This window comes from Polaribacter marinus (assembly GCF_022662535.1).
Taxonomy (GTDB): domain Bacteria; phylum Bacteroidota; class Bacteroidia; order Flavobacteriales; family Flavobacteriaceae; genus Polaribacter; species Polaribacter marinus.
On record NZ_JAKQYM010000003.1, the window covers coordinates 103,407 to 129,454 of the forward strand.

Sequence of the window (26,048 nt, forward strand, 5' to 3'; positions counted from 1 at the left end):
AGTACTGAAAAAGAAAACAAAAGGTTATGAATCTTACAGTTAAATTAAACGATATTTTGTTTCTAGATATAGAAACGGTTCCTCAAGAAGAGAGTTGGAAGTTACTTTCTAAAGAAACACAAGAGCTTTTTAGTAAGAAAACACAGTACCAACGTAAAGATGAATTTACATCAGAAGAGTTTTATGATAGGGCAGGAGTTTGGGCTGAGTTTGGAAAAATCATTTGTATTTCTGTAGGTTATTTTGTAGATGTTGAAAATAAAAAGCAGTTGCGTTTAACTTCTTTCTTTGGGGATGACGAGCACAAACTGTTATCAGACTTTAAAGTGTTATTAGATAAGCATTTTGTAAAGAAAAATAATGTGTTGTGCGCGCATAATGGCAAAGAATTCGATTTTCCTTTTATAGCTAGAAGAATGATTATTCATCAAATAGCATTACCTAAAAAATTAAATTTATTTGGTAAAAAACCATGGGAAGTTCCACATTTAGATACTTTAGAATTATGGAAGTTTGGAGATTACAAACACTATACTTCGCTAAAACTATTAACTTCTATTTTAGGAGTGCCATCTCCAAAAGACGACATAGATGGTAGCGAAGTGGCTGCTGTGTATTACAAAGAGAAAAACATACAAAGAATTGTAAGCTATTGCGAAAAAGATACTATTGCAGTAGCACAAATTTTATTGCGATTTAACAATCAAAAACTATTAGAAAAAGAAGATATTGTAAGTGTAAATTAATCTTCTAACTTCATAGAAAGTTCTAACCAGCGTTCTTCTTTTTGTTCTAAGGCTGTAATAAATTCTTGTAATTCTTCAGATTTTTTGGCAATATCATCGGGTTCAATTTCTACATTTAAAAATTGATTTTCTATAACTGCTTTCTTTTTTTGAAGCCTTTCAATTTCAGCTTCTAAACTACCAAATTCGCGTTTTTCATTAAAACTTAAAGCGGTTTTAGTTTCTTTCTTTTTTGCTTTTTTTTCAGGAAGTTTTTCTTCTTTTACTTCTTTGGTAGAAGAACTATCATAAGTTCTAAAATCTGAATAATTTCCAGGAAAATTTTCTACAACACCATTACCTCTAAAAACAAAAAGGGCATCTACAATTTTATCCATAAAATATCGATCGTGAGAAACCACAATTAAGTTTCCTGGATAATCTAATAAAAAGTTTTCTAATACATTAAGTGTTACAACATCTAGGTCGTTTGTTGGTTCATCAAGTATTAAAAAATTAGGATTTTGAATTAAAACAGCACATAAGTACAAACGTTTTTGTTCTCCACCAGAAAGTTTTTCTACAAAGTCATATTGTTTCTTTTTGTCAAATAAAAAGCGTTCTAAAAGTTGTGATGCAGAAATTTTTCTTCCTTTAGATAAAGGAATAAACTCTCCGAATTCTTTTACAACGTCAATTACTTTTTGACCTTCTTTTATGTTAATTCCCGCTTGGGTGTAATAACCATATTTTACGGTTTCTCCTAAAACAACTTTACCTCCATCAAGAGCAGATTTTTCGGTAATAATATTTAAAAAAGAAGACTTTCCGGTTCCATTTTTACCAATAATTCCAATACGTTCTCCTCGTTTAAAAATATAATCAAAACCATCTAAAATCTTTTTATCACCAAAAGATTTATATACTTTATGTAGCTCAAGAATTTTACTACCCAAACGTTCCATATTTATCTCAAGCTGAACTTGATGATCTTTTCTACGTTGATGTGCTTTTTCTTTTATTTGATAAAAATCATCGGTTCTAGATTTCGATTTTGTAGTTCTTGCTTTGGGTTGCTTTCGCATCCATTCTAATTCTTTTTTAAAGAGACTTTTTGCTTTTCCTAAATTTGTTGCCTCTAAAGCCAAACGCTCTTCTTTATTTTGCAAATAGTAAGAGTAGTTTCCTTTATATTTATAAATTTTACCTTCGTCTAACTCTAAAATTTCATTACAAACACGTTCTAAAAAATAACGATCGTGAGTAACCATAAACAAAGTGATTTTTTCTTTGGCAAAGAAAGCTTCTAGCCACTCTATCATTTCTAAATCTAAGTGATTTGTAGGTTCGTCTAGAATTAATAAATCGGGTTTGTTAATTAAGACAATAGCTAAAGAAAGACGTTTTCTTTGTCCACCAGAAAGAGCACCAACTTTAAGCGTTAAATCGTCTAATTTTAATTTCGATAAGATTTGTCTGTATTGTGTTTCAAAATCCCATGCATTGTATTGTTCCATTTGTTCAAAAGCAACTTGATAAGCATCTGTATCATCAAGGTTTTTTAAAGCTTTTTCATATTGATTTACAATAGAAAGTATTTTGTTATCTGTAGCAAAAATGGTTTCTTCAATCGTTAAATTTGGATTGATGTCATCTTTTTGTGCTAAATAGGCTATAGAAATTCCTTTTCTACTTACAACTTGTCCTGTGTCTGGGACATCTAAACCCGCAATAATATTTAAGATAGAAGTTTTTCCACTTCCATTTTTAGCTATAAAAGCTACTTTTTGGTCTTTGCTAATACCAAAAGAAATGTCTTCAAATAAGATGCGTTCTCCGTAAGCTTTAGAGATGTTTTCTACAGATAAATAATTCACAAGTTTTGTTTTTTGCAAAGAAACAAAAAACCCAAGGGTTAACTTGGGTTTTTGTAATCATTTAATTTTTTTAGGGGATTTTGGGGGAGTAAAAATTAAATAATTTATAACAATGTAAAATTAGTTTAAATAAACTTAGTTGTTAATCACCAAAAATGGTGAAATTTTTGCATCACCATTTTTGGTGAGATTATCACCATAAATGGTGATAATGCAGATAAATGATTTTTCTTTCTATCCTTAAACAATTTTTAGTATTTCTTATATTAACCTTATATTGCAGAACAATTTTGAGAAAAGAAAAAATATGAAAATTATAGTACCAATGGCAGGAATTGGGTCTCGTTTAAGACCTCACACTTTAACAATTCCTAAACCTTTAACTGTTATAGCAGGAAAACCAATTGTACAACGCCTAGTAGAAGATATTACTTCGGTTGTTAATCAGAAAATAGAAGAAATAGCTTTTATTATTGGTCCTGCGGCAAAAGGATTTCCGGCAAACACAAAAAAAGAATTATTAAAAATAGCAAAAGAGCTTGGTGCAAAAGGATCTGTGTATGTGCAAGAAGAAGCACTTGGAACGGCACATGCAATTTATTGTGCTAAAGAATCTTTAAGTGGGCCTTGTGTTATTGCTTTCGCAGATACATTGTTTAAGGCAGATTTTACTTTAGATGCTAACGCAGATGGTGCTATTTGGGTAAAAAAAGTTGCAGACCCAAGTGCTTTTGGGGTTGTAAAATTAAAAGATGGTTTTATAACAGATTTTGTAGAAAAACCAAAAGATTTTGTTTCTGATTTAGCAATTATTGGAATCTATTATTTTAAAGATGGAGACAAAGTAAAAGAAGAAATACAATATTTAATTGATAATGATTTAAGAGAGAATAATGAATATCAATTAACAAATGTTTTAGAATCATTAAAACAACAAGGTGCTAAATTTATTCCAGGAACGGTAGATGCTTGGATGGATTGTGGTAAAAAAGATCCAACAGTTGATACAAATAAACAAGTGCTTGGTTTTGAAAAAGAAGCAGGAAACAACTTAGTTTCTAAAGATGTTGTTTTAGAAAATTCAGAAATTATTCAACCTTGTTTTGTTGGTGAAAATGTGGTGTTAAAAAACACTAAAATAGGACCTTATGTTTCTATTGGAGCCAATAGTATGGTAGAAAATTCAACTATTGTAAATTCTTTAATTCAATCTAATGTAGAAATTAAAAATGCCGATTTAGATAATGCAATGATTGGAAATCATGCTAAATATAATGGAAAATACACTTCTGTAAGTATAGGAGATTATACCGAATTGATTTAGATGAAGTCTATATATAAGATACAAGACAAAAGAAAAGAGAGACAATTACATTATTTAAAGTTGTCTCTTTTGTCTTTTGTCTTTTGTCTTTTGTCTTTCAAAAGTTTTTCTCAGGATAGTATCCCTGCTGCTGTAGATTTATCGGAAGAAAAAGAATTGAAATTTCAGCAGTTCTTTTTTAAATCTTTGTCAGAAAAGTCTATTGGTAACTATCAAAAAGCAATAGAAAATTTAGAAAGTTGTAATCAAATTCTATCAAATGATGTGGCTGTTTTTTTTGAATTTTCTAAGAACTATTTCTATTTAAACAACTCTTTATTGGCAAAAGAATATATCAATAGAGCTTTAACAAAAGAGCCTAATAATATATGGATGTTAGAGCATTTGGTAAAAATATATGTAAAAGATAAAAATTTTACAGAAGCTATTAATATGCAAAAAAGAGTGGTTGCTCTTAATCCAAAAGAAAGAGTTTTATTGGTAAAGCTTTATGTGTACAATAAAGAGTATCAGAAAGCGGTTTCTTTAATGAACGACTTGGAGACAGACAATGCGTTGCCTGCTAATTTAAAGCGCTTAAAAGGAGGGTTAGAAAAAAGTGAAGATAAAATGGTTGTAGAAGAAGAAAAATCAAATGATATTACTTCATTAATCAATCAATTTAAAACCGATAAATCGTACAAGATTCTTAAGCAGATTTTACAAAAATCAAATAATGATTTTGAGGTTTTATTAAAGTATAGCGAAGAAGGAATTACTCTTTTTCCAGCACAATCTTATGTGTATTTAATGAAAGGAAAAGCATTAAATTATCAGAAAAGTTATAAAAAGGCGTTAAGTACTTTACAAAATGGTATTGATTTTGTTATAGAAGATCGTATGGAAGCTAATTTCTATTTAGAAATGGCAAAAGCTTATAAAGGTTTAGGGAACTTAAATGAAGAAAAAAAATACATTCAAAAAGCAAATAAATTAAAAAATTAAGAATGAAGTTTTTAAAATATCTATTAATTTTTGCATTGTTTTTCGCTTCTTGTAAAACAAAAAAAAACATGATTGATGCTAATGTTGTTGCTAAAGAAATGTCGGCCAAAAAAGTGGCAAGAAAACACATGGCAGCAAGCTTCGATAAAAAAACGATAGACGCAAAATTAAAAGTAAATTTTAATAATGGAAAAACAAAACAAAGCTTATCTGTAAGTTTGAAGATTAAAAAAGATGAAGTAATTTATATAAAAGGAACAAAATTTATTACTGTTTTTAAAGCAAAAATTACACCAACAAAAGTGAGTTATTATTCGCCTTTTGCAAGAAATTATTTTGAAGGAGATTTTTCTATGATTAAAAAATTATTAGGGGTAGATATTAATTTTGAACAATTACAAAATCTATTTTTAGGGCAATCTTTACAGAATGTAAAAGAAGAAAAACAAGAGGTTATTATTCAAGATAATTCTTATGTTTTATCTCCAGAAAAGCAATCAAATCTATACGATATTTTCTTTGCTATCAATCCGTCTCATTTCAAATTAGACAGGCAATCAATTGTAAATCCATTAAAAAACCAACGATTAGATATTTTGTATCCATCTTATAATTTAGTAGATGACGTTGTTTTTCCGTCTAAAATAAATATTAAGGCAAAAGAAGCCCTAAAATTTACTGACATTGATTTGACTTTTAAATCAGTAGAGTTTAATTCTGATGTAAAAATGTCTTTTTCAATACCAAATAATTATAAAAAATTAGAATTTTAATGGCAAAAGCTACTTTTTACATAACGCTATTTTTATTTTTTATTAGTTGTTTTTCTGGTGTATCACAAACTAGAAAACAACTAGAAAATGAACGTAAAAAATTAAAATCAGAAATTGTAAAATTTAATAGATTAATTCTGGATGTTAAGAAAAAAGAGAAAAATGCGCTAGAAGATTTAAATGACATTGACCAGAAAATTAAAATCAGAAATAAATTAATTTCTACAATAAATAAAGAAGCTGCAATTTTAACCAAAGAGATCCAAAATAATGAAAAGCAGTTAAAAGAATTAAATAAAAAATTACTTGCTTTAAAAACAGATTATGCAGAGATGATTTTTAAATCGTATAAGAGCAAATCTCAACAAAGTAGAACAATGTTTTTATTGTCTTCTCAAAACTTTTATCAAGCCTACAAACGATTAGAGTATATGAAACAATATACTTCTTTTAGAAAGAAACAAGGAGAAGAAATTGTTATTCAAACCAAAGTTGTTCAAAAATTAAATGATTCTTTATTGTTTCAAAAACGAATAAAAGATACCTTAATTTTATCTGAGAAGGACGAAAAATCAAAAATTGAAATAGATAAGAAGAGTCAAGAGAGGCTAATTTCTACTATCAAAAAGAAAGAAAGTAAATACAAAAGAGACTTGCTAAATAAAATTAAGCAAGAGAAAAAAGTTGCTGCAAAAATCGATAAGTTAATTAGAGATGCCATTGTTAAAGCAAATAAAAAGGTAAAAAATAAACCAAAATCTACTAAGAAAAATGAATTTATTTTAAGTCCTGCTGCAAAAGCTCTTGCAGCTAAGTTCGAATTAAATAAAGGCCGATTACCATGGCCAGTGAAAGAAAGTATCATAACGAGGAGGTTTGGTGTGCAACCACATCCAACCATTGGCGGAATTACAATTAACAGTACTGGATTACATTTTGCAACAAATAAAGGAAGTTATGCCGAAAGTGTTTTTGATGGTAAAGTCTTAGCAATTCAGTTAACTTCCGAGGGACGAAAAAATGTATTGGTGCAACATGGTAATTATATTACGGCATACAATAATCTAGAAAATACTTTAGTTAAAGTAGGGGATACAGTTATTGTAGGTCAAAAAATTGGTAAGATATTTACAGATAAAGTTTCAGGTAAAACCACCTTAATTTTTGTTTTGTTTAAAAATACAAAACGTTTAAATCCTTCTTCTTGGATTTTAAAAAGATAATTTATTTTATTTGGTTGGTGGTTGTGGATAATACTTTATATTCTTTTGAAGAATAATAGAATTAGGTAGTGTAATCAATTCTTTTTCTGGTGTTTTTAAGGTAATAAAAAAAGCACCAATGTCCTTGATTTCTCCTGTAATATTATTATCTTTTTCTAAAACAGTAATTGAATCTCCAATTTTTACAGGGTAATTTATATATAAAATAATACCAGCTGTAATGTTAGAAAGAAGAGACCATTGTGCAAAAAAAGCAATTCCTAAAATGGTTAAAAAAGAAGAAACATAAATTAATAATTGTTTTTCATCTACCCCCCAAATAAATGAGATAACTACAATTACGGTTATATAAATAAGTACTGTAATTATTTTATTAGTTACTAAAATTCTAGTTTTATGAAAGCCAAATTTTAACTGAATTTTGCGTAATGATTTTGTAGTTAATAGACGAATAAAAAAAGCCAAAATAATAACAATAGCAGATTCTATTATTTTAAAATGATTTAAGATTTCCATTTTTTTATATTTAATTAAATAAAGCTTTTAATGCAGTAGCTTCATTTGCTTTTAATTTCCCAGCCAAAACCAAACTTAATTGCTTACGCCTTAAAGCGCCGTCAAAACGTTCTTTTTCTAAATCGGTTTCTGGAATTATTTGAGGAATTTGAACTGGTTTTCCTGTTTCATCTACCGCAACAAAGGTGTAAATACCTTCGTTTACTTTAGTTCTTTGTCCAGATTGACGATCTTCAATCCAAACATCTACATAAATCTCCATAGAAGATTTAAAAGCTCTAGAAACTTTTGCTTCTACCGTAAGAACACTTCCAACAGGAACAGATTTGTTAAAAGCAACATGATTTACAGAGGCTGTAACTACAATTCTTCTAGAGTGTCTTCTTGCAGCAATACTACAAGCTCTGTCCATTCTTGCTAACAGTTCTCCTCCAAAAAGGTTGTCTAAATAATTAGTTTCACCAGGTAAAACTAAATCGGTAAGTATTGTTAAAGAATCTTTAGGGGTCTTTGCTTCCATTGATTTTTTTTGCAAAGATAATCATCACTTATTTAAAAATGATCAGAAATATTAGAAAGAATAATGAGTTCTGTTTATTTTAAAATTAGTAACCAAGCATCTTTAGAAACAGTGTCTTGAATTTTGTAAAGATTGTTAATTGCTTTGTTTTTGTTTGTAAAACTATTATAAGAAACCTGTGTCAATCCCCACTTATTTACTCCTATAATTTGAGCATTAAAACCTTTTCTTTTTAATTCTTTTACTTTTTTTTCTGCATTTTCAGGAAATTGAAATGCACCAGCAATAATATGATATGGTTTTTGTACTTCTTTAACAACTTTTAAGTTGATTGTTGGTAAAGGGTTTGAAATTACAAAAGTTGCAGATTGAATCTTTTTTTCTAATGCTTTTTCTTGATTAGCAAGAACCTCTTTTTGATGATTTTGTTGATAACCATTATATCCTGCAAAACCTAATGTTAATAAAATTGCTGCAGTTGCCGCGTATTTTATAAATGCAGGAATCCCTTTTTTCTGTTCATCTTTTACAACAGGAATCAAAGGTTTTACTTGTTCTTTATGTCTTTTAATTATAGAAGATTCTAGACTCGAAAACCCAAAAGATTCTGTTAAATAATTAGCTACATTATTAGGTTCAAAAACAATTTGTTTTTCTTCATTTAAAGATAAAACACCCAAGTTTTTTATTTCTACAGATTTAGATTGTAACTCATTTTGCCATTTAATAACTGACAAAGAAATAGCTGTAGAAGCTTTTTCAAAAGAAATATTTTCTGATGAAGCAATATAATTGGCTAACAAACCATCATTGTGCTTTAAGTGATTGTTAAATGTAATTTGTTTTGTTGGTGGATAAAAAACATGTGTATTTTTATCTAATTGAGAACCAATTTTATTGGTTACAAATCCTCCAAAATCTGGTACAATTACGCAATCGTATCTGTATAATAAATCGTTTATGTAGTTAGCTAAAATCATTATAACAAATATAGAAAATTTGAGTATTAATTAGCATATTGCTTGTAAAATTTATCAACAAATATTTTATATATTGGTGTTCAAATCCTTAACTTTTGAAAGAAGAAAAATTACTTGCCGTTTTAAGATTGCAGAGATGTAAAGCAATTGGTGATATTTTAGCAAAAAAACTTATTGTTAATGTAGGCGATGTAGAACAGGTTTTTAAAGAGAAACCTGCGATTTTACAAAAAATAAATGGTATCGGAAGTCATGCTTTAAGTCATCTTTTTGATGTTAAAAACATAGAATTGGCTACTCAAGAACTATCTTATATTAAAGAAAATAATATTGCGTATTCTTATTTTTTAGACGACGACTACCCTATTAATTTACAGCACTGTATAGATGCACCTATTTTATTTTTTAAAGATGGAAATATTAATTTTTCAAACAAAAAAATAATTTCAATTGTAGGAACCAGAAATATGAGTTCTTACGGGCGAGATTTTTGTAAGAGCTTAATTGATGAGTTAGCAGTATACAACCCGCTAATTGTAAGTGGTTTTGCTTATGGTGTTGATATTTGCGCGCACAAAGCTGCTGTAAAAAACAAACTACAAACAATTGCTGTGTTGGCTCATGGATTTGATCAAATTTATCCAAAAGTTCACAAAAAATATATTCATCAACTAAATGAAAACGGTGGGTTTTTAACCGAGTTTTGGCATGATGAAGCTCCTTTAAGAGAAAATTTCTTAAAAAGAAATAGAATTGTTGCAGGTATTTCTAATGCAACAATTATCATAGAATCTGCAGAAAAAGGTGGTTCACTAGTAACTGCGGATATTGCGAATTCTTATGATAGAGATGTATTTGCAGTTCCAGGAAGAATAACAGATGTATATAGTAAAGGATGTAACAACTTAATTAAAAATAATAAAGCTTACTTATTATCGTCTCCTAAAGATATTATAAGAATGTTAAATTGGGACTTGCAAAAAAAAGCAATACCTGTGCAAAAACAATTGTTTCATGATTTGAATGAAAATGAACAAAAAGTGTATGATTTGTTGCGTGAAAAAGGGCAGCTTTTAGTAGATGTAATTTCTTTAGAATGTAATATTCCTATTTTTCAATTATCATCTATATTATTGCAAATGGAATTAAAGGGAGTTTTAAAACCTTTACCAGGAAAGATGTTTGCGCTTGTTTAATTATACTTATTTTTGAGAGTATGAAGTTAGAAAGAAAATTAATGTCTAAGAAGAAACCATTATTCCCTATTAATGGTATGTTAAATGAGTATTTAAAAAAGTATAGCAGAAATATAAAAATACCTATTTTTTATGATGATCTATTGCGTTTTCAAGGATCAATCACTGTTTATGATAAAAATGATGAAGATACACTTTGGATACGTACTTATTATTCTGAATTTGATAGAATAGAAATAGATAATAGTTTAAAAAAAATATACACAATGCTGCTTTCGGATGGTAGCGAAGAAACCATTCCGTTTTTAAATGTTGATGCAATAGATTATTGTACGTTTGGTAATTCAAAACCATTTCGAGTTAAAGTTAGAAATATTTTAAATGATAACTTTACTTATTTTTATGTAAAAAAAGCAGATGCTTCTCGTGTTTATGGTTTAGAATTGGAACAAATATTATCTCCTCATAATATCAATTTTTTAGTTTATAAAGACACTTTAATAGAAGAACATATTGTAGGAATTCCGGGAGACGATTTTATAAAAAATTTTTTACCAAAATGTTCTGAATCAGAAAAATCTCAAATAGCTAAAGAATTTGTAAAGTTTAAAGAACGTTGTTTAGTTCGTCTGTTAGGGGATATGCGTTCATATAATTATGTAGTAACACCAACACATGATTTTTTTCATATTATTTATAAAATTAGAGCCATAGATTTTGACCAACAATCCTTTGAAGGAAATTTAAAAGTTTACAACCTACAATTTATGAAGGAAAACTTTAAAATGGTAGAAATGGTAAGTAAAAAATTACAAAACAGCTCTATAGAACAATACAAAATAGAAGAGCGTTCTTTTATGGCAAAACGTATGATTACTGCACCTAGAAGAACTTCTCATTTAATAAAATGTATGAAAAATGATACCATTTCTTATCCAGAAAATGTAACCTTGTTAAAAAAGCATTTGATAAAATATGTTGGAGATGTTAAATTTAAAGAATGTAAAAATATGGGAGAAATCTTAGAAACAATCTTAGAGTTTGTAAAACGTAATTATTTAGATGTGAGTACAAAATAGTTATAATAGTTGATGCCTTCTTTTAAATGAAATAAAACTATTTTCTACTTCTAATACTTTCTACAACAACAGTTAACAAAATCAAACTTCCTCCAAGAAATGTGTTTATTGTAGGGATTTCTTTTAAGAAAAAAAATGCTAAAATAATTCCAAAAACAGGTTGTAAACTACTAATAATGCTAGCTGTTGATGCAGAGAAGAATTTTAAAGAATGTAGCATTAAACTATGTCCCACAGCAGTTGTTAAAAAAGCTAATAAAACTAAATATGGAAACTGATTTTTTAAACCAGACAAATCCATAAAAAACAATGTTGGTAACAACAAAATTGTAACAATTGCAGTTTGATAAAACATAAGCATTGTGCCATTGTAATTGGTAACATGTTGTTTTAAGATTAAGATTCTTACGGCATAACAAAATGCAGAAAAAACACCAAAAAGAATTCCTTTTACTTGTGAACTTTCAATGTTAAACTCTGGTGTTAAAATGTATAATCCTGTCAAAACCATTAATCCTAAAAGGATGTAAATAGGATTGAATTTTACTTTTAAAAATAAAGGCTCTAACAAGGCAATAATGATAGGGAATGTATATAAAGACAAAATACCTAAAGCCACATTAGAAAGCTTTAAAGCATAAAAATAAGTAATCCAATGTGCAGCCATTAAAACACCACTAATTAGAAAAGGTTTGTAATCTTTAGACGATTTTATTGTTAAACTTATTTTTTTGTATTTACAAAAAACATACAAAAATACCATTGCTAAAAAAGCTCTAAACCAAACGATAACTTCTGTAGGCATTGCTATGTATTTGCCCAAAACACCAGAAGTACTAATAAAAAGAGTAGCTAATGTTAAACCAAAAATGTTTTTTAGGTGTGTTTGCTTCATTAAATTTTTTCTAAAACAGTTAAGGCTGTTTTAACCGAATCTATTTTTATAAATGTAATTAATAAACGCAAACCATTTTTAGTTTCTTTTTCTTTCATCACACAACTTTTACCGTTTTGTTGCACATAGTTTAGCATTCTAGAAAAGGCATCTGTATGGTAAAATTCACTTTGTTGATTTGATACAAAATAGCCCATCATTCTTTTTTGTTTTAGAATTACTTTTTCTAAACCGAGTTCTTTTGCCAACCATTTTATACGAACAGAATCTAGTAAATCTTCAACTTGCGTAGGGAATTCTCCGAACCTATCAATAATTTCTGTTTCAAAAATTTGTAGCTCTTCTTCGGTTTTAAGTTCTCCTAATTTGTTGTACAAAGCCAATCTTTCTGTGATTGAATTGATATAATCATCTGGAAATAAAATCTCAAAATCAGTATCTATTTGTACTTCTTTTACAAACTCTTTTGGTTTAGAATTATCTGTAGGATAGAGTTCTTTAAACTCGTTTTCTTTCAACTCTTCAATGGCCTCTTGCAGTATTTTTTGATAGGTGTCAAACCCAATATCATTAATAAATCCACTTTGTTCACCTCCTAATAAATCTCCAGCACCACGAATTTCTAAATCTTTCATGGCAATATTAATACCACTTCCTAAATCGGAAAATAAAACCAAAGCCTCTATACGTTTTCTGGCATCATCTGTCATCATATGATACGGAGGTGTTATAAAATAGCAGAATGCTTTTTTGTTAGATCTTCCAACTCTACCACGCATTTGGTGTAAATCTGATAATCCAAAATTGTTTGCGTTGTTAATAAAAATAGTGTTGGCATTGGGTACATCTAATCCGCTTTCTATAATGGTTGTAGAAACTAAAACATCAAAATCTCCTGCCATAAAGCCGAGCATTAATTCTTCTAGTTTTTTCCCTTCCATTTGTCCATGACCAATACCAATCTTTGCCGATGGAACTAAACGTTGTAACAAACCGGCCACTTCTTTTATGTTTTCTATTCTATTGTGAATAAAGAAAACTTGTCCTCCACGAGAAATTTCGTAAGCAATGGCATCGCGTATAGTTTCTTCGGAAAAACGAATTACATTACTTTCTATTGGGTGTCTATTGGGTGGCGGTGTTTTGATTACTGATAAATCTCTTGCAGCCATTAAACTAAACTGTAACGTTCTAGGAATTGGGGTTGCAGTTAGGGTTAAGGTGTCTACGTTTTCTTTCAGCGTTTTTAGTTTGTCTTTTACAGTAACACCAAATTTTTGCTCTTCATCAATAATTAAAAGACCTAAATCTTTAAATTGTAAACGTTTATTTGTTAGTTGATGTGTTCCGATAATAATATCAACAGAACCATCATTAACACCATTAATGGCTTCTGTTTTTTGTTTTGCAGTTCTAAATCGGTTTAAATAATCTACTTTAACAGGGAAATCTTTCAATCGTTCTGTAAATGTTTGATAATGCTGAAAAGCCAAAATGGTTGTTGGAACTAAAATTGCAACTTGTTTGCCATTATCAACGGCTTTAAAAGCAGCTCTAACAGCCACTTCAGTCTTCCCAAAACCAACATCGCCACAAACCAATCGGTCCATGGGTTGTTCTTTTTCCATGTCTAGTTTTACATCCTGCGTAGCAGTAAATTGATCTGGAGTGTCTTCGTACATAAAACTCCCTTCTAGTTCGTGCTGAATGTGTGTGTCTGGGCCATAAGCAAAGCCTTTTTGTAGTTTTCTTTTTGCGTATAATTGAATTAAATTGAAGGCAATATGTTTAACTCTTGCTTTGGTTTTTTGTTTGATTTTTTTCCAAGCGCCAGAACCTAATTTGTAAATTTTTGGAGCTTTACCATCTTTACCATTAAATTTAGAAATTTTATGCAGCGAGTGAATACTTACATACAAAATATCTCTTTCTCCATAGACTAACTTAATGGCTTCTTGCTTTTTACCTTGAACATCGATTTTTTGTAAACCACCAAATTTTCCAATTCCGTGATCCATGTGAGTTACATAATCGCCAATTTCTAATTTATTTAATTCTTGGAGTGTAATTGCCTGCTTTTTGGCGTACCCATTTTTTAAACGGAATTTATGGTAGCGCTCAAAAATTTCATGATCTGTATAACAAACCAGTTTATTATCTATATCAATAAAACCTTGGTATAATGGAAAAACTACGGTTTCGTAATGTACCTCTTGTGCTGCATCATCAAAAATATCATGAAAACGTTTTGCTTGTTGATCATTTGCACAAAAAATATAGTTGGTAAATTTTGCTTTATGATATTCTTCTAAATTATCTATTAATAAATTGAATTGTTTATTAAAGGAAGGTTGTGCAATCGTATTGAATTGAATTTCTAAAATATCTTTCGATTGTTTTCTTGTAGACATTTCTATCAATGTAAAATCTTGCAATTGATTTATAATAAAATCACCATTACAAAATAACTCTGCTGGTTTTGCGTGTTTTATTTCTTTGGATAAATCTTTGAAAGCTTCTTCTGCTTTTTGATAAAAGTTATCTAGGCTTCCAGCAATTAAATCAATGTTTTTTGTAAAAATTACGGTTTTATCAGAAATGTATTTTAGGAAACTTTCTCTGTTTTCTTGTAGCGTTTTGTTCTCTACATTGGGCATTATAGAAACTTTTTTTAGTTTCTCTTTAGAAAGTTGCGTTTCTACATCAAAAGATCGAATACTATCTATTTCGTCACCAAAAAATTCTATTCTGTAGGGTTCATCATTAGAAAAAGAAAACACATCTATAATTCCTCCACGGACAGAAAAGTCTCCGGGTTCGGTTACAAAATCTACGCGTTTAAATTTGTATTCAAATAAAACTTCGTTTACAAAATCGAGAGATAAATTTTCTCCAACGGTAATTTTTAATGTGTTTTTTTCTAATTCTTTTTTAGTAACCACTTTTTCGAACAAAGCTGTTGGATAGGTTACAATTATTGCCGGTTTCTTTCTTGAATTTATACGATTTAAAACCTCAGAACGCAACAATACATTTGCATTGTCAGTCTCTTCTATTTGATAAGGTCTTCTGTATGAACCAGGATAAAAAAGCACATTTTTTTCACCTAATAATTGTTCTAAATCATTAAGGTAATAAGCTGCTTCTTCTTTATCATTAAAGATTAAAAGATAAGGTTTGTCTGCTTTTTTAAAAGTTTCTGAAATAACAAAAGACAATGAAGATCCAATCAAATTCGTGATTTGAAAATGATTTCTGTCTTGTTGGAGCTGTGTAATTATCTGCGAAACATTCGCAGATTTTTGATATTGGTTTACAATGTTCTGCTTGCTCAACTGAATATGTTTTGTGCAAATGTAAGTTCAAAAAACAGAAAAAACCAATTACAATTTTGTTTTCTCAATGATTAGAATATATTTGTAAGACTTTAGTTTTTAATTTTAATAAATCTACTCCTCTAACAATGAAGAAAAAATTTTGTTTTTTTATAACTGGTTTTTTGTTTTTTTCAATATCAGTAAATAGTCAAAACTCAGAGAATGAGTGGTCTGTATCATTAGGGGCTGGGTTAGCAATTTATTCTGAAGCAGATGGAAGGATAGTTAACGGTAGGTATATATCTCAATTACCAAGAGTTACATTGGCTAAATATATGTCTAAAAATATAACTTTAGTTGGTGGTGTTTCAGTTGGTTTTAAGGACGAGGTACAAAGCTATACAACGATTGATGGGGCTGTTAGGTTTAGTTTTGGAACTTCTGAAAATAAATTTTCACCTTACGCTATTTTAGGAGGTAGTTTTATTAAAGCTAATGGAGATATAGTTCCAACTTTAAACTTTGGTGGAGGTGCTACGTATTGGATAACTGATAGATTTGGTATTCAAGGTCAATTAACTTATAAGTTAAATGGAGGTTCATCTAGAACTCAACGCTCTCATATATTTGGTTCTGGAGGGATAGTTTATAGATTTTCTATGTCATTGGGTGCTGGAGGTCCAGGAAGAAATCGTGTTTGGGATTAAAAAGCTATTAAATTTTGGATAGTATTTGGATCAATTTTTTAGATTTCATGTATCTTGTTATTTGTAATTCTATTTGTAATTCTAAATTTAGAATTGTTGTAGTTGGGTATGAAATTCTTCCTTTTTTTAAAGCTAGTTCTTTTGCTAGTTGATGTATCCCTGTGTTGCTTCCTGTTGGTTTGTATTTAAATTGCTTATTTAAAAAAAGTATATCTTTTTTCTCTTTTGCATTTAGTTTTACAAAATAAAATTTATCATTTAAAGCCTTTATTACGTCTTTATTGTTAAATGTGGTTTTTTCCATAGCAAAACAATATTTACACCAATCTGTATAAATAAAAACGACCATTGGTTTTGGATTTTGTTGGTGTAATTCTTCAACATCTTTAAAAGAATATACTTTTAAACTTTCTTTTTTCGTTTGAGATTGCGTTGCAAAACATCCGAAGAGAACAATTATGTAAAAAACTTTTTTCATTAGTTAAATTAAAAAATGGTATATCTTAAGCCTATAAAAGCTCTAGTGCCTTGGTTAGAAGCATACACGTAACTTGGATCAAAAGCCAATTCTGGATTTGCCTCTGTATCTACACCAACATCAAAAGGATTATCTGCGCTATTTATACTATTTGCTGGAGGAGTAAAGTTCAATAAATTTTTTACACCACCATAGATTTCCCATTTATTATTAAACTTTTTAGTTAGTTGTATGTTTTGTACACTATACCAAGGAGAATATTCATCTCTTACATCATTTTCTCCTAACAAAGGTAATCGCATTGGTCCATAAAGATTTCCTGTATAATCAATTGTAAACTGATTATTAAATTTATAGGAAATAGACCAAACTCCACTAAAACTTTCTGTTAGTAATTGTCTTGTTTTTACATTGTTTTTTGTAATTGAAACATCCATTAAAGTTGCGCCTAAATTAACACTTAGTCCATTTGTAAATGTAATATCTGTATTTAAGGAAATTCCTTTTGAAACAGAAAATCCATCTAAATTGGCATAAATTATTTTATTAGAATCCGTTTCGTAATCGGGTAAAATTCTGTTGTTAAAATGGGTATAAAAAATACTTGCATCTAAAGTAATAAATGTATTTTCTGTATTTATTTTTTTAACATAATTAATATTTGTATTCCAAGATGTTTCTGGTTTTAATGCTCCATCAAATTCTACTTCTCTTGCTCCGGTTAAAGCTGCATGATCTTCTGTAAATACATTGGCAACTCTAAATCCATTACCAAAACTAAATCTTATAATATCTGAGTTATTTGTTGAGTTCCATTTATAATTTACTCTTGGTGAAAAGATGCTGCCATGTAAACTATTATAATCCCATCTAGCTCCTATGAGTAATTTATTTTGTCTGTTTAAATGAATTTCATCTTGTAAAAAAATGCCTGGTAAATGTGTTATAGAGGGTTTGTTTTGAATCCCATTTTTATCAATTGTAGCAAATGTATTGTCGTCATAAAAAGTATATCTGTAAGCAAGACCTAAAAGTAAATCGTGTTTTTTATGAATTTGTTTGTTATAGACAAATTGTCCAAAAGCAATTAATTGTTCTGCATTATAAGCATCTGTTCCGTAATACGAATCTTGGTAATGCCCATTTGCGCTAAATTGAAAATTAATATTTTCTGAAGTAGGTAATTGATAGGTCCCAAAAGTTTCCCAACGATTTGTGTAAATACTTTCTCCATATTTTATATCAGTACCTCTAAATTTTTTCTCCCAATCCATTTCTCCTCCCCAACGATCTTCGTATACATATCTACCAGCAATTGTAAAAACTTTGTTGCTTTTTCTTTCTATATTGATTTTGTTAAAAAGTGATATTCTATTTTGAAGTGTTAAATCTGTAAAGCCATCATTGTTATTATCAATTCTATTTTGATAATTAAAATAATTTATCCCCAACAAACCCTGTGTTTTTTTAGATAATTTATATCGCAATCCAATATCGGTATTTACTTCTCCCCAAGAACTTGTATATACATCGGTTGCTAAAGCAGGTGAGTTTGATGGTTTTTTAGTGATGATGTTTATAATTCCTCCAACTGCTTCTGAACCATATAAAGTAGATGCTGGTCCTTTAACAACTTCTACTCTTTCTATTAGAGCTTGTGGAATTCCGGTTAAACCATAAACAGTAGAAAGTCCACTTACAATTGGCATTCCGTCAATTAACACAAAAGTGTAAGGCCCTTCTAAACCATTGATGTGAATATCTCCAGTATTGCAAACATTACAATTTAACTGAGGCCTTACTCCGTTTACATTTTGCATGGATTCAAAAATTGAAGGAGTAGGGTTTTTCTTAAAAAATGACTTACTATATACTTCTACAGGTACAGGGCTATTTGTTTTTGATACAGGTCGTAAAGTTCCCGAAATAACTATCTCATCTAAAGAATTATCTTCTTCTAAAGAAATATTTCTAATCAATTTTTGACTTTCTCCTATGGTTATTTTTATCATTTTAGTTTTAAAACCAACACTACTTATTACAAGTATATAGTTTCCTTTTTCAATATTTTTTAATTCGTAAAATCCATTTTCATCAGAAGCTATTCCAATTTTAGTGCTTTTCAAATAAATATTTGCGTAGGGTAGCACTTTTGAATTGTGTGATATTTTACCAGAAATAGAGCTTTCTTGTGAAAAAAGAGCGCTTAAACTGAAAGTAGTTACAAGTAATAAAATAAGTTTTTTTAGCCTCATGTTGTTTTAATGTTTATGCAAATATAAAATTACTTTTAGATAAGGCTAAAAATATATTATGATAAATAAAAAAAATAATATATTTGCATATCTAATTAGTAATATGTTTACACAATCTGAAGAAAATTATTTAAAAGCGATTTATCATTTAGAATTAGTTTCTACAAAAGGAATTAGTACAAATGCGATTGCAAAAAAAATAGAAACTAAAGCATCATCGGTAACAGATATGGTTAAAAAGCTGTCTGATAAAAAAGTTGTGGTTTATAAAAAATATAAAGGAGTTAAATTAACTTCTTTGGGTAAAAAAACAGCTGCAAATATTGTTAGAAAACATAGACTGTGGGAGGTTTTTTTGGTAGAAAAACTAAATTTTTCTTGGGATGAAGTGCATGAAGTGGCAGAACAATTAGAGCATATCAAGTCGCCTAAACTAATCAATCAGTTAGATGCTTTTTTAGATTTTCCGAAACAAGACCCTCACGGAGATCCAATACCTGATAAAGAAGGAAATTTAAAAACAATAGAAAAAAGTTTATTGGCAACTTTGCATAAAAATGAAATAGGTATATGTGTGGGTGTTAATGATTCGTCATCAGAGTTTTTACAGTTTTTAGATAAACAAGGAATTACAATTGGTCAGGAAATTAAGGTATTAGATAAAGAAGATTTTGATAATTCACTATCAATAGAAATAGACCAAAAAGAATTGTCTATTTCAAGTAAAATAGCAAACAATTTATATATTCAAAAAAAATGAATCCATACAATCCTATAATAGCTCTTTTGGTTTTTTTTGGTGTTGTTTTAGTTTTGTTTTTAATTTTCAAACCTAAAAACGGACTTTTTTTTAAGTACCAAAAGGTGCGAAAAGAAAATGAAAAAACAGCTATAGAAGATATTTTAAAGCTGCTGTATCATGATGCGAATATATCAAAAAGCACTATTTTTAATGAACTAGATTTTAGTCAGAATTTATTGTTAGAAAGCATAGAAACGATGATGGATTCAGGGTTGATAAAAAAAGAGAAAGAGCTTTTTTCACTAACTAAAGATGGGCACGAATATGCATTAAGAATTATAAGAGCACATCGTTTGTGGGAGAAATATTTATCCGAAAAAACAGGCTTCCATAAAGAAGAATGGCATAAAAGAGCAGAGCTAAAAGAGCATGAATTATCGGGTGAAGAAGTTGATGATCTATCAACTCTTTTGGGAAATCCAAGATACGATCCTCATGGAGATCCTATACCTACAAAGGCCGGTAAAATTCATGAGAAAAAAGGAATATTACTTTCAGATTTGCCTGTTTTTAATTTTGGGAAAATTATACATATAGAAGACGAACCTATTGCGGTTTATAAGCAAATTTTAGAAAAAAATATCCATTTAGACTCTCAGGTTTACATGAAAGAAACCAGTAAAAATCGACTGGTTTTTGAATCGGAGGGAGAGCAGTTTATTTTATCGCCAATAGTTGCTAATAATATTACAGTTATTTCTTTAGATAAAGCAGATGTTGTAGAAAAAGATACCATGCGTTTGTCTAATTTAGAAAGCAATCAAAAAGCAATAATTATTGGAATTTCTAAAGAATGTAGAGGAGAAAATAGAAGGAGGTTATTAGATTTAGGTTTTGTAAAAGGAGCTACGGTTAGTATCGATTTGTTAAATCCTTTAGGAGACCCAAAAGCATTTTTAATTAAAGGTACAGCTATTGCCTTAAGAAAAGACCAAGCTGTAAAAATTTTAATTACTAAAAGATAGAGAGATGAAAACAGCTACAAAATCAGCTTGTGATACTTGTGTACATTATGATGTAGAAGGAGTAAAAAGATTAGGAGTAGACACCACAAATGTAGACTTTGTAATTGCACTTGCAGGAAATCCAAATACTGGGAAAAGTACCGTCTTTAATGCTTTAACAGGTTTAAGGCAACATACGGGTAATTGGCCAGGGAAAACAGTAACAAGAGCTGAAGGCGCTTTTGAGTATCAGCATCAAAAATATAAATTAATTGATTTGCCTGGGACTTATTCATTAATGTCAAGGTCAGAAGACGAGGAAGTTGCAAGAAATTTTATTCTTTTTGGAAAACCAACATTAACTGTTATTGTTGTAGATGCAAGTAGATTAGAGCGTAATTTAAACTTAGTGCTGCAAATCTTAGAGATTTCATCAAATGCAATTTTGTGTTTAAACTTAATGGATGAAGCTAAAAAAAATAAAATAACTATAGATTATAGAAGTTTGTCAAGAGAATTAGGAATTCCTGTTGTGCCAACTATTGCAAGATCTAAAGAGGGGATTCCTGAATTGATAACTGCAATTAGTGATTTAGCAAATGGAAAAATTATTTGCAAACCACATAAAATAAAAAGCATTCCTAAACATGTAGAAGAAGCTGTGCAAAAATTAAGTGCTGCTATTAAAAAAGAATACCCTAATGTGTCAAATAGTAGATGGTTAGCTTTTAGAGTTTTAGAAGGGGATACTCATATTTTAGAAGCTTTAAAAACAGGCGCTTTTATTTAATTTTTAATAAATGGAAACAAAAAACATTGATAAAATTATAGAATTATCTAACGAATTACGTTGGCAAATTGGCGATGATTTTCATGATAATTTAACAGAAGCTATTTATGCCGATGCCTCAAAAATTGTAGAAAAAACTGTAGTAAAAGATAATAAAAAAGGTGCTTTTTATTTAAATGCAAAAATAGATCAAATAGTTACTAGTAAAATTTGGGGTTTTCCTATAATGCTTTTATTATTAGGTTTAGTACTTTGGTTAACTATTGTTGGTGCTAATTATCCGTCGTCAATGCTAGCTAGTCTGTTGTTAGATACAATTCATCCTTTTTTAAAAGAAGGTGCTTCATTTTTGGGTTTTCCTTGGTGGTTATCTGGATTTTTAATAGATGGTGTTTATTTGGCAGTTGCTTGGGTAATTGCGGTTATGTTACCACCAATGGCAATCTTTTTCCCTTTGTTTACGTTGTTAGAAGATTTTGGTTATTTGCCTAGAGTAGCTTTTAATATGGATGCACTTTTTAAAAAATCTGGGGCTCATGGTAAGCAAGCTTTAACAATGAGTATGGGTTTTGGTTGTAATGCAGCGGGAGTTGTTGCAACTAGAATTATAGACAGTCCTAGAGAGCGTTTAATAGCTATTATTACTAATAATTTTTCTCTTTGTAATGGTCGTTGGCCAACTCAGATATTATTGGCAACAATATTTATTGGAGCTGTTGTACCATCATCATATTCTAGTTTTGTTTCTTTAGCTGCAGTTGTAGGAATTGCTGTTTTAGGTATCTTTTTTATGTTTTTCTTTTCTTGGGCATTGTCTAAAACCGTTTTAAAAGGAGAGGTTTCTACCTTTAATTTAGAACTTCCGCCATATAGAACGCCACTATTTTGGAAGACCATTTATACTTCTTTAATTGATAGAACTTTAATTGTTTTATGGAGAGCAATTGTTTTTGCTGCGCCAGCAGGAGCTGTAATATGGTTAATTTCTAATGTCTTTATTGGAGACCAAAGTATTGCGGTACATTTAATTCATTCTTTGGATGGATTTGGGTTTTTATTAGGTTTAAATGGTGTTATTTTACTAGCGTATATTGTGGCAATTCCTGCTAATGAAATCGTAATTCCATCTATTTTAATGTTAACTGTTATGGTAACGGGAGCTGTTGGAGGTGCTGGGGCGGGAGTGATGTTTGAATTGGATTCTGTAACGGCAACTGGTGATATTTTAAGAAGTGGAGGATGGACCTTGTTAACAGCGGTAAATGTGATGCTGTTTAGTTTGTTGCACAACCCTTGTAGTACTACAATTTACACAATTTATAAAGAAACAAAAAGCACAAAATGGACTGTAGTTGCTACGATATTACCAATTGTAGCAGGTTTTATTATTACTTTTTTGGTGGCACAAATTTGGAGGATTATGAGTTAATAGATAAAAATAAATCCAATAATCAAGTGAAATAGAAACACATAATTTTGTATTTTGCAGTAAAATAAATTGTGCAAAATTTAGCTACATTTCAAGTTTATAATGCTTCTGCAGGAAGTGGTAAAACCTTTACTTTAGTAAAAGAATATTTAAAAGTTTTACTGAATTCTGAAGATATTTTTACATTTCAAAAAGTGTTGGCAATTACATTTACCAACAAAGCTGCTGGCGAAATGAAGGAAAGGGTTTTATTTAATTTAGAAGCTTTTTCGGAAGGGTGTTCAACAGATATTTACCCTAAAATTCTTGAAGAAACAACACTAGATGAAATTACAATTAAAGAAAGAAGTCAGAAAATTTTAAATGCCATTCTTCAAAATTATTCAGCATTTTCAATCACTACTATTGATAGTTTTACGCATAAAATTATAAAAAGTTTTGCTTACGATTTAGGCTTGTCTCTTAATTTTGAAGTAGAAATGGATGCTGTTTCTTTATTAAACGAAGCAGTAGATGTGTTGATTTCTAAAATAGGAACCGATAAAAAACTAACCAATCTTTTAATTGATTATTCTTTAGATAAAACGGATGATGATAAGTCTTGGGATATTTCTAGAGATTTAAATGAATTTGCAAGAATTTTATTGAATGAAGATGATGTAAAGCATTTTAGATGTCTTGCAGAAAAAAAAATAGAAGATTTCACTAATTTAAAAACAAAACTTTATAATCAGCAAAAAGAATTAAAAGAATCTTTGTTAAAAGTGGGGGCAGAATGTGTTCAATTGATAGAAAATAAGGGTTTAGAACCTAAGAGTTTTATGCGAGGAACCATTCCTAAATTCTTTACTGATTTAAGTGTTAAATCTGTAGATATTGATTTCATAAAAAGAAGTGAAACAATAAAAAAAGCGATTGATAATAATCAATATTATGCGAAGTCTACTTCGGATGAAATTGCACTTTCTATAGATCAAATAGTTCCAGATATTATTCGATTATTTAAAGAGTCAGAGCAAATTTATCAGCAATTTTCAATGAACAAACTGGCGTTAAAAAGTATCATTCCTTTAGCGGTTTTAAATCATATCAACTCAGAATTAGAAAACATAAAAGAAGAGAATAACATTCGATTAAATGCAGAATTTAATCAATTGATTTCTGATAACATAAAAGACCAGCCTTCTCCTTTTATTTATGAAAGAATTGGACAGCGTTTTCAATATTATTTTATTGATGAAATGCAAGATACATCTGTATTACAATGGCAAAATTTAATTCCTTTAATAGACAATGCTTTGTCTCAAGAAAATAGTAATTTGTTATTGGTTGGTGATGGTAAGCAGGCTATTTATAGATGGAGAGGTGGTAAAGCGGAACAGTTTATTGAACTAGGTTCGGATAAAGAAAATCCTTTTCATATTGATAAAGAAATTAAAAGTTTAGAAACCAACTTCAGGAGTTATTCGGAAGTTATTAATTTTAATAATTCGTTTTTCCAACATACAGCAAGTTTTATTCAAAATGAAGCGTATAAGAAGCTTTTTGTTGAAGGAAATAACCAAATAGAAAACGCTAAAAAAGGTGGGTTTGTCTCTCTTTCATTTTTAGAGAAAGAAGAGGATAAAGAATCAAGAAAATTAAAATATCCTAGAAAAGTTTTAGAAAAAATTAATGAATTAAAAAATGAATTTTCTTTAAGTGAAATTTGTGTATTGACTAGAAAACGAGCAGATGGAGTAGCAATTGCAAATTACTTATCTGAAAATGGAATCGCTATTATTTCGTCAGAAACCTTATTACTTAAAAACAGTGCTAAAGTTAATTTTATTGTCGATGTTTTAAAAGTTTTACAAAACCCAAATGATGAGGAAACAAGATTTGAGATGCTTTATTTTTTACATGAACATTTACAAATTAAAAACCCGAAACATCTCTTTTTTAAAGAATTTTCTAAAGCAGATAATCAAACTATTTTAACAAATTTAAAAAAATATGGGATTTCGTTTGAAGTTTTAACTTTTTATCAGTTACCATTTTATGAAAAAATAGAAGAAATTATTAGGGGTTTTAATTTAATAAATGCTTCTGATGCCTATGTACAGTTTTTCTTAGATACCATTTTAGAACAACAAAGAAGAGGTACTGATGTTGGTGAATTTTTAGAGTTTTGGGAGCTTAAAAAAGATAAATTGAGTATTGTTGCTCCAGAAAGTGCAAATGCAGTTCAAATTATGACCATTCATAAATCGAAAGGATTGGAATTTCCTGTGGTGATCTTTCCTTGTGATTTAGAAATTTATAGGCAAATAAAACCGAAAGCTTGGTTAGGTCAATTGCCAGATTCTTATAATGGTTTTCATGAGTTATTGGTAGATTATAGTAAAAGTTTAAGTATTGTAAGCGATACAGGTTTCCAAATCTACAATCAGCAAAGAGAAGAGTTAGAGTTAGATAATTTTAATCTGTTGTATGTAGCTTTAACTAGAGCTGTAGAACAATTACATATAATTACTGAAAATAAAATTACTTCAAAAGGAGTAGAAAACACTAATTTTTATTCAGGAGTTTTTATCAATTATTTAAAAGAAAACAAACTTTGGAACGAGAGTGTTTTAGAATATTCTTTTGGTAATAAAGCGAGAGTGAGTATAAAAGAAAACAAAATTTCTTTAGCAGAAAATCATGAGAAATTTATTTCAACTCCTTGGCAAGCTCATCGGATTGTTTTATTGGCTAGCTCATCAAAATTATGGAATACAGAACAGGGAAAAGCGATAGATTTTGGAAACTTATTACACGAAATTTTTGCCAAAATTAACACTAAACAAGATGTTGATTTTGTTCTTAGCCAATACCATCAAAAAGGAATTTTAAATGATTTGCAGATGATTTCCGTTAAGCGAAATATAGAAGAAGTTGTGAATCATTTAGAATTAAAAACATATTTCTCTAAAGATGTTACAGTCTTTAATGAAAGAGAGATAATTGATGTTGATAATCAAATTGTGATTCCTGATAGATTGGTTTTAAATTCTAAGAACGAGGTTGTTATTATTGATTATAAAACAGGAAATCCATCTAAAGAACATCATCAACAACTTTTAAAATACGAACGAGTTTTAAAAACGATGGGCTTTAAAATCATCAAAAAAATATTAATTTACATCAATAGCAAAATTGATGTTGTTGAGGTATAATCAAAAAAATAAACTTTGTAACTTTGTGTTTGTT

Annotated in this window: 21 protein-coding genes; 13 read left to right on the top strand and 8 right to left on the bottom strand. The window is 29.2% G+C overall.

Going from position 1 to position 26,048, the window contains the following annotated elements; translation table 11 throughout:
* Nucleotides 1-26 precede the first annotated feature (26 nt).
* Nucleotides 27-746, top strand: a complete 720-nt coding sequence (locus tag MC378_RS05580) for a 3'-5' exonuclease (RefSeq protein ID WP_242177753.1) — start codon at nt 27-29, stop codon at nt 744-746.
* Here MC378_RS05580 and MC378_RS05585 read toward each other — a convergent pair.
* Nucleotides 743-2,602, bottom strand: coding sequence for an ABC-F family ATP-binding cassette domain-containing protein (locus MC378_RS05585; protein WP_242177754.1), 1,860 nt, complete (start codon nt 2,600-2,602; stop codon nt 743-745). The two genes, MC378_RS05580 and MC378_RS05585, sit on opposite strands and share 4 nt — an antisense overlap.
* Nucleotides 2,603-2,909: 307 nt before the next feature.
* Between MC378_RS05585 and MC378_RS05590 the strand changes: the two genes are divergently transcribed.
* The 4 genes from MC378_RS05590 to MC378_RS05605 are packed head-to-tail and all read left to right on the top strand — an operon-like array spanning nt 2,910 to nt 6,906.
* Nucleotides 2,910-3,926 (top strand): sugar phosphate nucleotidyltransferase, encoded by a 1,017-nt coding sequence (locus tag MC378_RS05590; RefSeq protein WP_242177755.1) that lies wholly within the window; start codon nt 2,910-2,912, stop codon nt 3,924-3,926.
* Nucleotides 3,927-4,910 (top strand): tetratricopeptide repeat protein, encoded by a 984-nt coding sequence (locus MC378_RS05595; RefSeq protein WP_242177756.1) that lies wholly within the window; start codon nt 3,927-3,929, stop codon nt 4,908-4,910.
* Nucleotides 4,911-4,912: 2 nt separating this feature from the next.
* Complete coding sequence (lolB1, locus tag MC378_RS05600) at nt 4,913-5,683, top strand: lipoprotein insertase outer membrane protein LolB1 (protein ID WP_242177757.1); 771 nt, start codon at nt 4,913-4,915, stop codon at nt 5,681-5,683.
* The gene (locus MC378_RS05605) at nt 5,683-6,906 is read left to right on the top strand and encodes a murein hydrolase activator EnvC family protein (RefSeq protein WP_242177758.1); all 1,224 of its coding nucleotides are present in this window, start codon (nt 5,683-5,685) and stop codon (nt 6,904-6,906) included. Before lolB1 ends, MC378_RS05605 begins: the two co-directional genes overlap by 1 nt.
* Before the next feature lie 6 nt (nt 6,907-6,912).
* Here the strand turns inward: MC378_RS05605 and MC378_RS05610 are convergent, their stop codons facing one another.
* The 3 genes from MC378_RS05610 to MC378_RS05620 form a co-directional block, all read right to left on the bottom strand.
* On the bottom strand, nt 6,913-7,422 hold the full coding sequence (locus MC378_RS05610) for a mechanosensitive ion channel family protein (RefSeq protein ID WP_242177759.1): 510 nt from the start codon (nt 7,420-7,422) through the stop codon (nt 6,913-6,915).
* 10 nt (nt 7,423-7,432) lie between these two features.
* Nucleotides 7,433-7,942 (bottom strand): acyl-CoA thioesterase, encoded by a 510-nt coding sequence (locus MC378_RS05615; RefSeq protein WP_242177761.1) that lies wholly within the window; start codon nt 7,940-7,942, stop codon nt 7,433-7,435.
* A 74-nt stretch (nt 7,943-8,016) separates the two neighbouring features.
* Nucleotides 8,017-8,922, bottom strand: coding sequence for an HU domain-containing protein (locus tag MC378_RS05620; RefSeq protein ID WP_242177763.1), 906 nt, complete (start codon nt 8,920-8,922; stop codon nt 8,017-8,019).
* Nucleotides 8,923-9,017: 95 nt separating this feature from the next.
* Between MC378_RS05620 and dprA the strand changes: the two genes are divergently transcribed.
* Together dprA and MC378_RS05630 are read left to right on the top strand one after the other, a co-directional pair.
* The gene (gene dprA / locus MC378_RS05625; protein WP_242177764.1) at nt 9,018-10,118 is read left to right on the top strand and encodes a DNA-processing protein DprA; all 1,101 of its coding nucleotides are present in this window, start codon (nt 9,018-9,020) and stop codon (nt 10,116-10,118) included.
* A 20-nt stretch (nt 10,119-10,138) separates the two neighbouring features.
* Nucleotides 10,139-11,197: a hypothetical protein gene (locus MC378_RS05630; protein WP_242177765.1), complete on the top strand. Its 1,059-nt coding sequence runs from the start codon at nt 10,139-10,141 to the stop codon at nt 11,195-11,197.
* Between the two features lie 37 nt (nt 11,198-11,234).
* Here the strand turns inward: MC378_RS05630 and MC378_RS05635 are convergent, their stop codons facing one another.
* Nucleotides 11,235-12,092 (bottom strand): DMT family transporter, encoded by an 858-nt coding sequence (locus MC378_RS05635; RefSeq protein ID WP_242177766.1) that lies wholly within the window; start codon nt 12,090-12,092, stop codon nt 11,235-11,237.
* On the bottom strand, nt 12,092-15,427 hold the full coding sequence (gene mfd / locus MC378_RS05640) for a transcription-repair coupling factor (protein ID WP_242177767.1): 3,336 nt from the start codon (nt 15,425-15,427) through the stop codon (nt 12,092-12,094). Before mfd ends, MC378_RS05635 begins: the two co-directional genes overlap by 1 nt.
* A 128-nt stretch (nt 15,428-15,555) precedes the next feature.
* On the opposite strand from mfd, the gene MC378_RS05645 reads away from it, so the two are divergent.
* Nucleotides 15,556-16,116 (top strand): hypothetical protein, encoded by a 561-nt coding sequence (locus tag MC378_RS05645; protein ID WP_242177768.1) that lies wholly within the window; start codon nt 15,556-15,558, stop codon nt 16,114-16,116.
* Between the two features lie 7 nt (nt 16,117-16,123).
* On the opposite strand, the gene MC378_RS05650 is transcribed toward MC378_RS05645, so the two are convergent.
* Both MC378_RS05650 and MC378_RS05655 read right to left on the bottom strand, forming a co-directional pair.
* On the bottom strand, nt 16,124-16,594 hold the full coding sequence (locus tag MC378_RS05650; protein ID WP_242177769.1) for a thioredoxin family protein: 471 nt from the start codon (nt 16,592-16,594) through the stop codon (nt 16,124-16,126).
* A gap of 8 nt (nt 16,595-16,602) precedes the next feature.
* The gene (locus MC378_RS05655; RefSeq protein WP_242177770.1) at nt 16,603-18,849 is read right to left on the bottom strand and encodes a TonB-dependent receptor; all 2,247 of its coding nucleotides are present in this window, start codon (nt 18,847-18,849) and stop codon (nt 16,603-16,605) included.
* Nucleotides 18,850-18,952: 103 nt separating this feature from the next.
* Here MC378_RS05655 and MC378_RS05660 point away from each other — a divergent pair, with 103 nt between their 5' ends.
* The 5 genes from MC378_RS05660 to MC378_RS05675 all read left to right on the top strand — a co-directional run bounded on the left by MC378_RS05660 (nt 18,953) and on the right by MC378_RS05675 (nt 26,014).
* A complete protein-coding gene (locus MC378_RS05660; RefSeq protein ID WP_242177961.1) occupies nt 18,953-19,609 on the top strand; it encodes a metal-dependent transcriptional regulator in 657 nt (218 codons plus the stop codon).
* Nucleotides 19,606-20,616 carry a metal-dependent transcriptional regulator gene (locus MC378_RS05665; RefSeq protein WP_242177772.1) on the top strand — a complete coding sequence of 337 codons (1,011 nt, stop codon included), beginning with the start codon at nt 19,606-19,608 and terminating at the stop codon, nt 20,614-20,616. Before MC378_RS05660 ends, MC378_RS05665 begins: the two co-directional genes overlap by 4 nt.
* Before the next feature lie 4 nt (nt 20,617-20,620).
* Entirely contained in the window at nt 20,621-21,385 is a 765-nt protein-coding gene (locus MC378_RS15430; protein ID WP_420851000.1) for a FeoB small GTPase domain-containing protein, read from the top strand.
* A gap of 10 nt (nt 21,386-21,395) precedes the next feature.
* Nucleotides 21,396-22,814, top strand: a complete 1,419-nt coding sequence (locus tag MC378_RS15435; protein WP_420851001.1) for a nucleoside recognition domain-containing protein — start codon at nt 21,396-21,398, stop codon at nt 22,812-22,814.
* Between the two features lie 71 nt (nt 22,815-22,885).
* Complete coding sequence (locus tag MC378_RS05675) at nt 22,886-26,014, top strand: UvrD-helicase domain-containing protein (protein ID WP_242177773.1); 3,129 nt, start codon at nt 22,886-22,888, stop codon at nt 26,012-26,014.
* The last annotated feature ends 34 nt before the right edge of the window (nt 26,015-26,048 follow it).